This window comes from Micromonospora sp. Utrum1 (assembly GCF_057197805.1).
Map to the genome: position 1 here is coordinate 4167824 of NZ_CM170071.1, position 12936 is coordinate 4180759.

The window sequence follows — 12936 nt, forward strand, 5'->3', positions numbered from 1 at the left end:
TCGAGGAACGACTGGACGTCCGCCTCGTGGCCGGTTCGGCAGCTGTACGGTCGGCGGCTGCAACGCGATCCAGCCCGGCACGGCCCCGCTCGCGCTGCCCGCCTAAGCGTCGATAATGCACATTATGTCAAGTAAGCAGTTCCGGCCCTCCCCGGTGTCAGTCGACGACCGGGTCGGTGAGGACCGCCGCCAGGACCCGTGACTGCTCCTCGTCGGGCTCGCGCGCCAGCTTGATGAGCGCCTTCCACAGCGCCCAGCCGCGGGCGCGCCGCCAGGCGTCGTCGGGCAGGCCGACCGCCTCCCGGAACAGCTTCCGCTCCGGACCGGCGAACCAGGTCCACGCCAGCACCAGGTCGCAGGCGGGATCCCCGACGCCGCAGGTGCCGAAGTCGATCACCGCGGCCAGCCGCCTACCGGAGACGAGCAGGTTGCCGGCCGCCACGTCGCCGTGGAACCAGACCGGCGCGGCCGACCACGCCGAGGTCAGCGCCCGTGCCCAGACGTCCTGGCAGGCGGCCCGGTCCACCCGGCCCCGCAGCGCGTCGAGGGCCTGTTCGACCTCGTCGCCGTAGGCGCTGGGATGGCAGCCCCGGAAGCAGGAGTGCCGCCCGCCCGCCGGGCCGCCGGCGTCTCCCGCAGCGCGGTCAGGAACGCGCCGAGGTCGCGCGCCACGGCCGACCGGTCGAGCGCCCCGGCGGCCTCGAGGGTGTCGCCGGGCAGCCAGCGCCGCACCGACCACGGGTACGGGTAGCCGGCGCCGGGCCGGCCGGTGGCCACCGGCGCGGGTACGGGCAGCGGCAGGTGGCGGGCCAGCCCCGGCAGGCAGCGGTCCTCCTTGGCGATGCCGGGCACGTAGCCCTCGGCGCTGGGCAGCCGTACGACGAGGTGGTCGCCGAGGCGGAACGTCGGTTGTCCCACCCCTGCCGGGCCACGGCGGCGACGGGCAGGTGCGCCCACTGCCGGGAACTGCGCGGCGACAAGTCGGCGTACCAGTTCGTCGTCGATGTCCACCACGGACCCAGCCTGCGTGCCGCGACAAGTGGTTTCCGGGGTCGCTCCCCCGATCCGGCGGCTGGCGGAAACGCGAAAATCGTGCATAATATGCCTTATGCATGACAAACCGGGCGAAACGGTAGGCGGATTGATCGAGGAGTTCCTGACCGCCCGGGCCACCCGCAAGCCCTCCCCGCACACGCTGGCGGCGTACCGGCGGGACCTGATCACCGTGGCGGGCCTGGTGGCGGCGGCCGACGGGACCACTCCCCTCCCCCTCGACCGGCTCCCGGTCGACGCCCTCTCACCCCGGGTCATGCGCTCGGCGTTCGCCCGGTTCGCCGCTCCCCGCGCCGCCGCCTCGGTCCACCGTGCCTGGTCCACCTGGAACAGCTTCTTCACGTTCCTGGTCGCCGAGGGCGTCGTACCCGGCAATCCGATGCCGGCGGTGGGCAGGCCCCGCACCCCGCTCCCCCAGCCCAAGCCGCTGCGGGGCGAGGACACCCCGGAGGAGCTGCTGGCCGCGGTGGCCCGGGAGGACGGCCGGCAGCGCGACCCGTGGCCGGAGCGGGACCTGGCGGTGCTGGCGTTGGCGCTGTGCGCGGGGCTGCGCCTGTCGGAGCTGCTGGCGCTGCGGGTGGCGTCGGTGGCCGGCCGGGCCGGCGAGCGCCGGGTCGACGTGGCGGGCAAGGGTGGGCGGCCGCGTACGGTGCCGATCGAGGCGGGCGTGGATCGGGTGCTCGGGGACTACCTGGACAGCCGGCGGCGGCGGTTCGGGGCGCGCTCGGTCCGGCCGGACTCGCCGCTGCTGGTGGATCGGCGGGGTGAGCCGCTGCGCCGGGGTGGCCTGCAGTATCTGGTGGAGTCGTGTTACCGGCGGGCCGGGATCGGTGACCGGGTGCCGCGGGGCGCGCGGTTGCACGCGTTGCGGCACACGTTCGCGACCCGGTTGGCGGAGGACGGGGCGAGCGCGGCGGAGATCATGCGGTTGCTGGGGCACGCGTCGTTGGCGTCGTCGCAGACCTACATCGAGGTGACGGCGGGTCAGCAGCGCGCGGCGGTGGCGTCGAACCGCACGAATCGTGCCCTGGCGGGTCTGGTGGTGCAGCGGGAGGTGCGCTGAGCGGGGCACCATGTCGGGGTGCGGGTGGGTGCGGCGCGGGCGGTGGCGGTCGACTGGGTGCGCGCGGAGATGCGCCGGGATCCGTCGATCGGTGGTGCGTTCTTCAGCGGGTCGACGGTGGGTCTGCCGGATGACGCGGTGCTGCCGTCGTGGTCGGACGTGGACGTGCTGCTGGTGCGGGACGCGCCGGCGGTGAAGGTGGGCAAGTTCCGTCACCGTGGGGTGCTGTTGGAGGTCTCGGCGCTGACCTGGGCGGAGTTGGGGTCGCCGGTGGACGTGCTGGGGTCGTGGGTGTTCGCGCCGATGTTCCGGACGGACGCGGTGGTCGCGGATCCGTCGGGTCGGCTGGCGGGGATCCGGGAGCGGGTGGCGGCGGGGTTCGCGGACCCGGTGTGGGTGCGGCGGCGCTGCGCCGGGGTGCGGCGGCGGATCGAGGAGGGGCTGTCTCGGCTGGATGAGTCGGCGTCGTTGCCGGAGCAGGTGCTGGCGTGGGTGTTCCCGACGTCGCTGCTGGCGGTGTTGCCGGCGGTGGCGGCGTTGCGGGATCCGACGGTGCGGCGGCGCTACGGGTTGGCGCGGGAGGTGCTGGCCGGGTACGGGTTCGGTGACCGGTATCCGGAGCTGCTGGCGTCGCTGGACGGCGGCGGGGTGGGTCCGGATCGGGTGCGGGAGCATCTGGCCGGGTTGGCGGTGACGTTCGACGAGGCGGCGCGGGTGGCGCGTACCCCGTTCCCGTTCGCGGCGGATCTGAGCGCGGCGGGGCGGCCGGTGGTGCTGGACGGGAGCGCGGCGCTGGTGGCGGCTGGCGCGCACCGGGAGGCGATGTTCTGGATGGTGGTGACGTACGCCCGGTGTCACGCGGTGCTGGCGGTGGACGCGCCGGGGCGGGAGCGGGTTTTGCGGCCGGCGTTCGAGGCGGCGGTGGCGGATCTCGGGGTGGCGTCGGCGGCGGATCGGCGGCGGCGGGCGGCGGCGCTGCTGGGGTCGTTGCCGCGGTGGCAGGCGATGGCGGATGCGGTCGCGGAGCGCGCTGTGGCAGGCTGAGGGTGAACGCGACTGGCGGCACGGGGATGGGCAACCATCGGGGAGCTCGTCGCGGGGGTCGACCGCCTGGGCCTCCGCGGGCGGGGTGCGGCATGTCTTCTTCGGGTACGACGACGGCGCGGCTGCTGCCGGGTGCGCCGGTGGCGGAGCAGGTGTTGGCGGAGGTCGCCGAGTCGGTGGTGGCGTTGCGCGCGGCGGGGGTCACACCGGCGTTGGCGACGGTGCTGGTGGGCGACGACGACGCGAGCGCGGGTTACATCCGGATCAAGCAGCGGCAGGCGGCGGAGCTGGGTTTCGTCTCGCCGCACGTGCATCTGCGGGCGTCGGCGTCGCAGGCCGACCTGCACGCGGTGCTGGCGGACTTCAACGCGGACAAGGCCGTGCACGGGGTGCTGGTGCAGTATCCGATCCCGGGGCACCTGGACTACGACCGGGCGCTGGCGGAACTGGACCCGGACAAGGACGTGGACGGGATGCATCCGGTGAACATGGGCCGGCTGGCGTTGGGGTTGCCGGGTCCGTTGCCGTGTACGCCGGCGGGGATCGAGGCGTTGCTGGCGTTCCACGGGGTGCCGGTGGCGGGCCGGGAGGTGGTGATCCTGGGTCGGGGCGCCACGTTGGGCCGGCCGTTGGCGATGCTGCTGGCGCAGAAGCGGCCGACGGCGAACGCGGCGGTGACGGTGGTGCACACCGGGGTGCCGGACTGGCCGCGGTACACGCGGCGGGCGGAGATCCTGGTGGCGGCGGCGGGGGTGCCGGGGATCATCCAGCCGGAGCATGTGCGTCCGGGTGGTGTGGTGGTCGGCGGCGGGGTGCGCTACGAGGGGCGGCGGTTGCTGCCGGACGTGGACGAGTCGTGTGCCGAGGTGGCGGGGGCGATCACGCCGCGGGTCGGCGGGGTGGGTCCGACGACGGTGGCGATGTTGTTCCGCAACGCGGTGCGCGCGGCGGAGCGGGCGTCCGGGCTGGGCTGAGGGCTCGCCGGGTCGGTCAGCCGAGGTCGACCAGCAGCGGCCGGTGGTCGGAGATGGTGGACATCGGGGTGTCGACGGCGGTGACCGGGGGCAGCCGGTCCATTCCGCGCCGGTCGGCGAGGATGTGGTCGAGCTGCACCCGGGGTTCCCCGGCCGGGTAGGTGGGGCGGCGCCCGAGTGGTCGCCAGCGGGACACCAGGGCGGCGGGTCCGGCGGGCAGGTTGAGGTCGCCCAGGAGGATCCGCGGGGTGGGCAGCGCGCGTAGGGCGCGCACGACGCGGCGCAGTTGCAGGATGTTCCAGCCGGGCACGAAGGACAGGTGGGTGGCGGCGACGGTGAGCGGCCCGTACGGCGTGTCGAGCACGGCGGCGAGGACGACGCGGGGTTCGTCGCGGAGCAGGACCAGTCCCCCGCCGGGGCCGGGTACGTAGATCGGTGAGCGGACGGGGGCGGGTCGCAGGCGGGTGACCTGCCAGGAGCGGACGGGGTGGCGGCTGACCAGGCCGATGCCGTAGAGGGGTTCGCCGTGGCCGTCGTCGTCGTGGGTCAGGGGGCGGAACTGTTCGCCGGGGGTGCCGACGACGGCGGCGGCGAAGCGGTGTTCGGGGGCGCCGAGGGCGCGGGCGGCGATGGCGGTGAGGTCGAGTTTGCCGCTGCGGGACTGGTCGCGGTCGACCTCCTGCAGGGCGAGGACGTCGGCGTCGAGGGCGGTGACGGCGGCGGCGAGCCGGCCGGGGTCGACGAGTCCGTCGGTGAGGGACCGGCCGTGCAGCAGGTTGAAGGTGGCCAGGCGCACCTGCACAGCCTATGTCCGCGTGGCAGGCTTGCCGGGTGCTGAAGGCCTTGCTCTGTTCGATGCTGGTGTTCGTGGCGGTCGCGTCGGCGGGGCTGTGGTTGCGGCGGCGCCGGGGACGTTGAGCTGCGGTGAGGCTGGCCACAGGCGGTCTCGTCGGGGTGCCGGGGTGGGCAGAATGCCGCCGTGGATCCTGTGTCGCTGACGACCCTGTTGAGCGCGGCCGCCGTGGCGGGCTGGGTGGACGCCGTGGTGGGCGGTGGTGGCCTGTTGCTGTTGCCGGCGCTGCTGCTGGGCGCGCCGGGGGTGCCGGTGGCGACGGCGTTGGGCACGAACAAGCTGGCCGCGATCTTCGGTACGTCGACGGCGGCGCTGACGTACGCGCGGCGCACGAAGCTGGACTGGGCGGTGGCGGGGCCGGCGGCGGGGTTGGCGGTGCTGACGGCCGGGTTGGGCGCGGCGCTGGCGGGGGCGGTGCCGGCGGGGGCGTACCGGCCGGTGGTGCTGGTGGTGCTGGTGTCGGTGGCGGTGTTCGTGCTGACCCGGCCGCGGCTGGGCGTGGTGTCGTATCCGGGGCGGCGCACGCCGGTGCGGGTGGCGACGGCCGTGGCGGTGGCGGGGCTGGGCATCGCGCTGTACGACGGGTTGATCGGCCCGGGCACCGGCACGTTCCTGGTGGTGGCGTTCACCGCGCTGGTGGGGGCGGATTTCGTGCACGCCTCGGCGATGGCGAAGGTGGTCAACGCGGGCACGAACCTGGGGGCGCTGGTGGTGTTCGCGGCGACCGGGCACGTGTGGTGGCTGCTGGGCGCGGCGATGGCGGTGTGCAACGTGGCCGGGGCGGCGGTGGGCGCGCGGATGGCGTTGCGGCGCGGCTCGGGTTTCGTGCGGGTGGTGCTGCTGGTCGTGGTGCTGGCGCTGATGGGCAAGCTGGGCTACGACCAGTGGGCGGCGTGACGGGGCGGATCGCCGGCGTGTGATCATCGGCGGGTGCCCGTCCGCGCCGAACACGATCGTGCCGTCCTCGCCGAGCTGCTGGGCCGGGATCCGGTGCTGCACGCGTACCAGCTGGGTGACCTGGACGACTTCTTCTGGCCGTACACCTCCTGGTATCGCCGTGACGACCAGGTGGTGCTGCTGTATCACGGTGTCGAGCTGCCCACCCTGCTGGCGTTCGCGCCGCCGGAGCGCGCCGGGGACCTGGCGGCGCTGCTGACCGAGGCGGCCCCGGTGTTGCCGGCCCGGCTGTGGGCGCACCTCTCCCCCGGCCTGGAGGCCACGGTGGCCCGCTGGTACGCGGTCTCCGACGCCGCCGTGCACCACCGGATGGCGCTGACCGATCCGGCCCGGCTGGCGGCGGTGGCTCCGGCCGGGGAGCCGCTGGGCCGCGCCGACCTGCCGGAGCTGCGGGAGCTGTACGCGGCCGCGTACCCGGGCAACTGGTTCGACCCGCGGATGCTGGACACCGGCCGGTACGTCGGGGTGCGGGAGGCGGGCCGGCTGGTCGCGGTGGCCGGGGTGCACGTGTGGTCGCCGACGTGGCGGGTGGCCGCCCTGGGCAACGTGACCACCCACCCCGACGTCCGGGGGCGGGGCCTGGCCGGGGCGGCCGTGGCGGCGCTGTGCGCCGGGCTGCGGGCCACCGTCGACCACGTGACGCTCAACGTGAAGGCGGACAACGTCCCCGCGGTACGCCTCTACGAACGGCTCGGCTTCACCCGGGTGGCCGACTTCACCGAGTGCGCGCTGCACCGCCTTCGGTAAGCGGTTGACCGCTCAGTCTGTCCTGTCCAGCCACCACGCCGGGTCAACAACCCGACCCTGACCTGGGCTTGTGTCTGACCGGCCCGGCGCGGCCCAGCCCCTAGCGTCTGCTTCGAGGCCGCGCCCGGGGCGGGCGCGGCGGAGCTGAAGGAGACACGATGGGTTTCACAGCACTGCCCCACGGGCGAAGAACGGCGGTGACCGTCGCCGGCACCGTGACCGCGCTGGTCGCCGCGATGGCCGCGCCCGCCTGGGCGGCCCCCGGCGTCGACCCGGCCACCGTGGACCGGTCCGCCGACCCCGGCGCCACCATCGGGATCAGCAAGGTGGTCTCGACCCCGCCGATCCCGCCGAACCCGGACGTGGTGCTGCTGGTCGACACGACCGGCAGCATGGGCCCGGCGATCGCCAACGTCCGCACCAACCTGCAGCAGGTCATCACCAACGTGCGCGGGGCGCAGCCCACCGCACAGTTCGCGGTGGCCTCCTACCGCGACGAGGGCGACGGCGCGGAGCTGTTCCGGGTCCGGCAGAACCTGACCGGCGACGAAACCGCGCTGCAGAACGCGGTCGACGGGCTGGCCGCCGGGGGTGGCGGCGACGTCCCGGAGGCGTGGGTCAACGGGCTGTTCCAGGTCTCCGAGGGGGGCATCGCCTACCGGTCGGGCAGCAGCCGGATCGTGGTCCTGGTCGGCGACGCGCCGAGCCACGACCCGAGCGCCGGGCACAGCCTGGCGCAGGCCACCGCCGCGCTGCAGGCCGACGACGCCCGGGTGCTCGCCGTCGACGTCACCGGCGGGGGCGGCGGCCTGGACGCGTCCGGCCAGGCCACCGTCGTGGCCACCGCCACCGGCGGGCAGGTGGTCGGCAGCGCCCCGGACACCGTCACCGCGGCGATCCTGTCCGGGCTGCGGGACCTCGACGTGACCGTCAGCCCGCAGGTGGTCTGCGACCCGGGCCTGTCGGTGGGCTTCGACGCGCCGTCGAAGACCCAGCAGAGCGGCAGCGACGTGCCGTTCGCCGAGACCATCACGGTCGCCGGCGACGCCCCGCAGGGCGCCACCCTGCACTGCACGGTGGACTTCCTGCTCAACGGCCTGTCCGGCGGGCCGGCGTTCGTCGAGCACATCGCGGTGACGGTCAACGACGTGACCCCGCCGACCGTGGTCGTGGACGACCGCACCGTGGAGGCCACCAGCCCCGCCGGCGCGGTGATCAACTACCCGGCGAGCGCCACCGACAACGTCGACGGTCCGCTCACCCCGACCTGCGCGCCGCCGCCCGGCAGCACCTTCCCGCTGGGCGCCACCACGGTCACCTGCACCGCCACCGACGCCGCCGGCAACACCGGCAGCGACACCGCGGTGATGCGGGTGGTCGACACCACCGCGCCGGTCACACAGTGCATGCCGACCAACAACCCGAGCGGCGACAACACCCCCGGCTCGTACAACCCGGACGGGTTCTACCAGCTGACCGCCACGGACATCGTCGACACGGCGGTCCAGGTCCACATCTCCGACGCCGCCGACCCGTCGGTGCGGTTCGGGCCCTTCCCGGCCGGCACGAAGATCAAGCTGGTGCAGGCGCCGGGCGCGCAGTCCCGGGTCAAGGACGGCACCGGCGACATCGACTACAAGGTGACGCTGCGCGGCGACGCGATCATCACCGGCGTGGACGACTCCGGTAACACCTCGACCGCGACCTGCCTGGTGGCCCCGCCGCCGAAGTGACCCGTCGCGACCGGACGTGCGGGGGTGGCCGTCGCGCCACCCCCGCACCTCGCGGTCAGCGGCGGCCCCGGCTGGGCGAGTCAAACCGGCCGGCGCGGATCTCCCGCAGCGCCCGGCGGCGGATGTCGCCGCGCAGGGCGTCCACGTACAGGCGGCCGTGCAGGTGGTCGGTCTCGTGCTGCAGGGCGCGGGCCAGGAACCCGCTGCCGGCGATGGTCAGCGGCTGGCCGTGCTGGTCGAAGCCGTGCGCCGTGGCGTGCATGGCCCGCTGGGTCGGGAAGTACAGCCCGGGGATGGACAGGCAGCCCTCGTCGTCGTCCTGGCGTTCCTCGGACAGCTCCAGCGTCGGGTTGATCAGGTGGCCGCGGTGCCCGTCGGCGTCGTAGACGAACACCTGCGCGTTCACCCCGATCTGCGGGGCCGCCACTCCGGCCCGGCCGGGCGCGCCGAGCAGCGTGTCCATGAGGTCCTGCACGAGCGCGCGCAGCTCGGCGTCGAAACTGGTCACCGGCTCGGACGGGGTGCGCAGCACGGGGTCGCCGATGATCCGGATCGGGCGCATAGTCATGCCCGGAAGGCTATCGGCCCGTTACCCCGGCGGGTGCCGCACCCGCCCGGTCGCGGACCAGGACCTCGATGCCGTCGAGCAGGCGGGCCAGCCCGAACTCGAAGGCCCCGGCCTGGTCCCCGGCGGCCTGGTACTCCTGCCCGGCGGCGGCGCCCACCCGGGCCGCGAGGGGGAACCGGCCCGGGTCGAGCACCTTCTCCAGGTACGGGGCGTGCGCGTGCCACCACTGCTGCTCGGTCATCCCGGTCTGCCGGCTGGCCTGGGCGGCCTCCACGGCGGGACGGGCCGCGCCGTGCACGTAGCCGGTGATCAGGGTGACCACGGCGTCCATCTCCAGGTCGGTCAGGCCGATCCCGTCGACGGCGCGCAGCTCGTACTCGTACTTGGCGATCAGGTTGGGGCCCAGCGGCGGCCGGGTGGTGGCGACCTGCAGCAGCCACGGGTGGCGCAGGTAGAGGGCGAAGTTCTCCCGGGCGATCTGCGCCAGCCGGCCCCGCCAGCCGCCCGGCACCCGATCGGGGCGGGCGGTCTCGCCGTAGACGGTGTCGAGCATGACGTCGAGCAGTTCACCCTTGCCGGGCACGTGGGTGTAGAGGGTCATGGTGCCCACCCCGAGCCGCTCGGCGACCCGCCGCATGGACAGCGCGCCCAGCCCCTCGGCGTCGGCGACCTCGATGGCCGCCCGCACGATCCGCTCCACGGAGAGGTCGCCGCCCTTGCGGCTGGGCTTGTCCCGGGTACGCCAGAGCAGCGCGAGGCTGCGCGCCGGGTCCCCGGTGCCGCTGTACTCGGTGGCCACCCGCCGACTGTACCGACCCACCTTCTCGCCGGAGGTACGGCGGGCTGCGCGCCTCCGCCGCCGGGTGGGCGCCCGGGTCAGGCCGGCGGGCGGGTGGGCGTCAGGCCGGTGTCGGCGATCCGGTCGCGCAGCGGGCGGCGGCGCAGCGCGGCGAGCACCGCGTTCAGCTCGTCGGCCAGGGGTACGGGCAGTTCGTCGTCGAGCCGTTTCATGGCGGTGGTGGTGGCCGCCCACTCGGCCTCGATCGCCGGCAGCAGCGCGTGCGCCCGGTCGGTGAGGGTGACGATGCGCTGCCGGGCGTCCGCGCCGGGGGCGAGGACGACGAGGCCGGCGCGGGCCATCTGGGCGACGGTCTGGCTGGCCGCGGAGTGGGTGACGCCGACCCGGGCGGCCAGGTCGCGGATCGCCAGGGGCCCGTCGGCGACCAGCGCCCGCACCAGCGGTGAGTAGCGCGGCCGGTAGTCGGCCAGGTCGAGGTCGGCGTAGACGGCGGCGACGTCGCCGTCGAGCATCTCCAGGACGTGGCGCAGCAGGGTGCCGAGGGCCTCGCGGTCAGGGGCGGTCACGTCCGCTAATGTAACAGTGCTGTTGTATCCGGGCCGTGGGAGGGCAAGCCGATGTATCCACCGATCGAGCCGTACGCGCAGGGCCGGCTCGACGTCGGCGACGGCCAGCGGATCCACTGGGAGACCTGCGGCAACCCCGACGGCCGGCCCGCCCTGGTGGTGCACGGCGGCCCCGGCTCCGGCGCCGGCGCCTCCTGGCGGCAGCTGTTCGACCCGGCCGCCTACCGGATCATCCTGTTCGACCAGCGCGGCTGCGGCCGCAGCACCCCGCCGGCCAGTGACCCGGCCACCGACCTGTCGGTCAACACCACCGCCCACCTGCTGGCCGACATGGAACGGCTGCGCGCGCACCTGGGCGTCGACCGGTGGCTGCTCTGCGGCGCCTCCTGGGGATCGTCGCTGTCCCTGGCCTACGCCCAGCGCCACCCCGACCGGGTCACCGCGCTGGTGCTGTTCAGCGTGGTCGCCAACACCCGCCGCGAGATCGACTGGGTGACCCGGGACATGGGCCGGATCTTCCCCGAGGAGTGGGCCCGGTTCCGCGACGGCGTGCCCCCGGCCGACCGGGACGGCGACCTGTCCGCCGCGTACGCCCGGCTGGTCAACGACCCGGACCCGCGGGTGCGCGACCGGGCCGCCCGGGACTGGTGCGCCTGGGAGGACGTGCACGTGTCCCTGGCCGGCGGCTACCAGCCCAGCCCTCGCTACGCCGACCCGGTGTTCCGGGCCGGCTTCACCCGGCTGGTCACCCACTACTTCAGCAAGCTGGGGTTCCTGCCCGACGGGCAGCTGGTGCGCGACGCCGGCAAGCTCGCCGGCATCCCGGGCGTGCTGGTGCAGGGCCGCCTGGACGTCAGCGGCCCGCCGGACATCGCCTGGCAGCTCACCCGGGACTGGCCCGACGCCCGGCTGGAGATCGTCGAGTCCGGCGGCCACGGCAGCGGCCACGGGGTGGGCGAGCGGGTGGTCGCCGCCCTGGACGCCTTCGCCCGCGCCTGACCCCCGGCGGCCGTTCAGCCGGCGGCGAGCAGGGCGCGGACCGGGGCGGCCTTCGCGGCCGCCTCGGCGACCTCGGCGGCCGGGTCGCTGCCCCAGGTGATGCCGCCGCCGGCCCACAGGTGCAGCCGTTCGGCGTCGGCCGCGGCGGTGCGGATGGTCAACCCCAGATCGATCCGGCCCGCCCCGACCCAGCCGAGCGCGCCCATGCTCGCGCCGCGGCCCACCGGCTCCAGGGCCGCGATCTCATCCAGCGCGGCGAGCTTCGGGGCGCCGGTCACCGACCCGCCGGGGCAGACCGCGCGCAGCAGGTCGGCCAGGCCCAGCCCGTCGGCGGGCGCCGCGGACACCGTCGACTCGGCCTGCCACAGGTCGCACCACTGGCGTACGGCGAACAGCTCGTCCACCCGCACCGAGCCGGTGCGGGCCACCCTGGCCAGGTCGTTGCGTTCCAGGTCGACGATCATCACGTGCTCGGCGCGTTCCTTCGCCGAGGCGAGCAGCTCGCGCCGGCCGGCCGGGGTGGCCGGGCGGGTGCCCTTGATCGGCCGGGTGACCAGGCGGCCGTGTTCGACGGCGACGAGGGTTTCCGGGGAGGCGCAGCCGATCGCCCAGCCCAGCCCGGACAGGGTGCCGCCGTAGCGGGCGCCGGGCAGCGCGGCCAGCCGCGCCAGGGCGGGCAGCGGGTCCCCGGCGTACCCGGCGGCGGCGTGGCCGACCAGGTTGACCTGGTAGACGTCGCCGCGCCCGATGGCGCCCCGGACCGCCGTCACGGCCTGCGCGTGCGCGGCGCGGGTCCAGCTGTCCCGCCACTGCCCCAGCCACCAGCCGCCGGCCCGCCCGGCGCCCAGGTGTGGGGCCGGCCGGTCGCCGTGGCCGTAGACCACCACGACCAGGTCCGGCAGCGCCGGCAGCGGGGTGGGGGCGCCCGCCGCGCCGCCGGCGGCCCGGGCCCCGGCCGCGGTGGACAGGAACAGGGCGGCGCCGCAGGGTCCGTCCGGGTCGTGGACGGCCGGCCGGGCCAGGTCGGCCAGGGCGACGCCGTGCGCGGCGAGGAAATCCTGGGCGAGCGTGGCCGGGTCGCCGCCGTCGGCGAGCCACCATTCCAGCCGGGCCCGTTCCACGAGCCGGTCCCGGCACTCGGGCGGGGCTCCGGGCACGTCGACTCCCATCTTTGGGAGCGCTTCCACGCCGTCCGGTTCGTTCCACCTCATCCGTTCAGCCGATTTCGGGTGAACAAGCCGCATCCTTGCTCGATAGCGCGCACTTGCGCTTGGTACTGTGCGTCACTGGTCATGTGAACCATGACACAGTGCCCCCACAGTCCGGAGAACCCGATGTGCCAGCACCTACCCACCTGCCCCTCCGCCGAGGCGACCGATCGCGAAGCCGCACGCGTCATCGCCTGCTTCCCTGAGCAGGGCTGGAGCCTGCTCTGCAACGGTGTCATCGTCTTCGAGGACACCGGTGAGCTGCTCCCCGACGGCAGCACCATCGCCCCGCACCGCGGCCCCGCCCGGCACGCCCTCGTCGCCTGAACGATCACGCTCCGTCAGGGAGCGTACGCGTTGGCCCCACCGGTC

At 75.0% G+C, this 12936-nt stretch carries 15 protein-coding genes and 1 riboswitch; of the genes, 8 read left to right on the forward strand and 7 right to left on the reverse strand.

The features are described from left to right. Positions 1 to 157: 157 nt before the first annotated feature. Both AC0OLQ_RS19635 and AC0OLQ_RS19640 read right to left on the reverse strand, forming a co-directional pair. Entirely contained in the window at positions 158 to 526 is a 369-nt protein-coding gene (locus AC0OLQ_RS19635; RefSeq protein WP_484527426.1) for a phosphotransferase, read from the reverse strand. Continuing rightward, positions 484 to 1014, reverse strand: coding sequence for a phosphotransferase (locus AC0OLQ_RS19640; protein ID WP_484527427.1), 531 nt, complete (start codon positions 1012 to 1014; stop codon positions 484 to 486). Before AC0OLQ_RS19640 ends, AC0OLQ_RS19635 begins: the two co-directional genes overlap by 43 nt. Positions 1015 to 1108: 94 nt before the next feature. Here AC0OLQ_RS19640 and AC0OLQ_RS19645 point away from each other — a divergent pair, with 94 nt between their 5' ends. The 3 genes from AC0OLQ_RS19645 (at position 1109) to AC0OLQ_RS19655 (ending at position 4134) form a co-directional block, all read left to right on the forward strand. After that, positions 1109 to 2116, forward strand: coding sequence for a tyrosine-type recombinase/integrase (locus tag AC0OLQ_RS19645; protein ID WP_484527428.1), 1008 nt, complete (start codon positions 1109 to 1111; stop codon positions 2114 to 2116). Between the two features lie 18 nt (positions 2117 to 2134). Beyond that, positions 2135 to 3160: a hypothetical protein gene (locus AC0OLQ_RS19650; protein WP_484527429.1), complete on the forward strand. Its 1026-nt coding sequence runs from the start codon at positions 2135 to 2137 to the stop codon at positions 3158 to 3160. Then, a riboswitch (ZMP/ZTP riboswitch) is annotated at positions 3159 to 3239 on the forward strand. It overlaps the preceding gene by 2 nt. A 13-nt stretch (positions 3240 to 3252) precedes the next feature. Next, complete coding sequence (locus AC0OLQ_RS19655; protein WP_484527430.1) at positions 3253 to 4134, forward strand: bifunctional 5,10-methylenetetrahydrofolate dehydrogenase/5,10-methenyltetrahydrofolate cyclohydrolase; 882 nt, start codon at positions 3253 to 3255, stop codon at positions 4132 to 4134. Between the two features lie 16 nt (positions 4135 to 4150). On the opposite strand, the gene AC0OLQ_RS19660 is transcribed toward AC0OLQ_RS19655, so the two are convergent. Further along, positions 4151 to 4930, reverse strand: a complete 780-nt coding sequence (locus tag AC0OLQ_RS19660) for an endonuclease/exonuclease/phosphatase family protein (protein WP_484527431.1) — start codon at positions 4928 to 4930, stop codon at positions 4151 to 4153. 183 nt (positions 4931 to 5113) lie between these two features. Here AC0OLQ_RS19660 and AC0OLQ_RS19665 point away from each other — a divergent pair, with 183 nt between their 5' ends. The 3 genes from AC0OLQ_RS19665 (at position 5114) to AC0OLQ_RS19675 (ending at position 8424) form a co-directional block, all read left to right on the forward strand. Then, positions 5114 to 5884 carry a sulfite exporter TauE/SafE family protein gene (locus AC0OLQ_RS19665; RefSeq protein ID WP_484527432.1) on the forward strand — a complete coding sequence of 257 codons (771 nt, stop codon included), beginning with the start codon at positions 5114 to 5116 and terminating at the stop codon, positions 5882 to 5884. 33 nt (positions 5885 to 5917) lie between these two features. Continuing rightward, complete coding sequence (locus AC0OLQ_RS19670; protein WP_484527433.1) at positions 5918 to 6691, forward strand: GNAT family N-acetyltransferase; 774 nt, start codon at positions 5918 to 5920, stop codon at positions 6689 to 6691. A 158-nt stretch (positions 6692 to 6849) separates the two neighbouring features. Continuing rightward, positions 6850 to 8424, forward strand: a complete 1575-nt coding sequence (locus AC0OLQ_RS19675) for a VWA domain-containing protein (RefSeq protein ID WP_484527434.1) — start codon at positions 6850 to 6852, stop codon at positions 8422 to 8424. A 55-nt stretch (positions 8425 to 8479) separates the two neighbouring features. On the opposite strand, the gene def is transcribed toward AC0OLQ_RS19675, so the two are convergent. The 3 genes from def to AC0OLQ_RS19690 all read right to left on the reverse strand — a co-directional run bounded on the left by def (position 8480) and on the right by AC0OLQ_RS19690 (position 10357). Next, positions 8480 to 8992, reverse strand: a complete 513-nt coding sequence (gene def, locus AC0OLQ_RS19680) for a peptide deformylase (RefSeq protein ID WP_484527435.1) — start codon at positions 8990 to 8992, stop codon at positions 8480 to 8482. 10 nt (positions 8993 to 9002) lie between these two features. After that, a complete protein-coding gene (locus AC0OLQ_RS19685) occupies positions 9003 to 9791 on the reverse strand; it encodes a TetR/AcrR family transcriptional regulator (RefSeq protein ID WP_484527436.1) in 789 nt (262 codons plus the stop codon). A gap of 77 nt (positions 9792 to 9868) precedes the next feature. Next, the gene (locus tag AC0OLQ_RS19690; protein WP_484527437.1) at positions 9869 to 10357 is read right to left on the reverse strand and encodes a MarR family winged helix-turn-helix transcriptional regulator; all 489 of its coding nucleotides are present in this window, start codon (positions 10355 to 10357) and stop codon (positions 9869 to 9871) included. A 51-nt stretch (positions 10358 to 10408) separates the two neighbouring features. Between AC0OLQ_RS19690 and pip the strand changes: the two genes are divergently transcribed. Beyond that, positions 10409 to 11356, forward strand: a complete 948-nt coding sequence (pip, locus tag AC0OLQ_RS19695) for a prolyl aminopeptidase (protein WP_484527438.1) — start codon at positions 10409 to 10411, stop codon at positions 11354 to 11356. A gap of 14 nt (positions 11357 to 11370) precedes the next feature. Here pip and AC0OLQ_RS19700 read toward each other — a convergent pair whose 3' ends face one another. Then, positions 11371 to 12567, reverse strand: coding sequence for a chorismate-binding protein (locus AC0OLQ_RS19700; protein WP_484527439.1), 1197 nt, complete (start codon positions 12565 to 12567; stop codon positions 11371 to 11373). Between the two features lie 123 nt (positions 12568 to 12690). Here AC0OLQ_RS19700 and AC0OLQ_RS19705 point away from each other — a divergent pair, with 123 nt between their 5' ends. After that, the gene (locus tag AC0OLQ_RS19705) at positions 12691 to 12891 is read left to right on the forward strand and encodes a DUF5999 family protein (RefSeq protein ID WP_091258044.1); all 201 of its coding nucleotides are present in this window, start codon (positions 12691 to 12693) and stop codon (positions 12889 to 12891) included. The last annotated feature ends 45 nt before the right edge of the window (positions 12892 to 12936 follow it).

Coding starts and splice junctions, on each gene's coding strand:
- AC0OLQ_RS19645 (WP_484527428.1), top strand. CDS start 1,109: ATGCATGACAAACCGGGCGAAACGGTAGGCGGATTGATCGAGGAGTTC.
- AC0OLQ_RS19655 (WP_484527430.1), top strand. CDS start 3,253: ATGTCTTCTTCGGGTACGACGACGGCGCGGCTGCTGCCGGGTGCGCCG.
- AC0OLQ_RS19675 (WP_484527434.1), top strand. CDS start 6,850: ATGGGTTTCACAGCACTGCCCCACGGGCGAAGAACGGCGGTGACCGTC.
- def (WP_484527435.1), bottom strand. CDS start 8,992: ATGACTATGCGCCCGATCCGGATCATCGGCGACCCCGTGCTGCGCACC.
- pip (WP_484527438.1), top strand. CDS start 10,409: ATGTATCCACCGATCGAGCCGTACGCGCAGGGCCGGCTCGACGTCGGC.
- AC0OLQ_RS19700 (WP_484527439.1), bottom strand. CDS start 12,567: ATGAGGTGGAACGAACCGGACGGCGTGGAAGCGCTCCCAAAGATGGGA.
- AC0OLQ_RS19705 (WP_091258044.1), top strand. CDS start 12,691: ATGTGCCAGCACCTACCCACCTGCCCCTCCGCCGAGGCGACCGATCGC.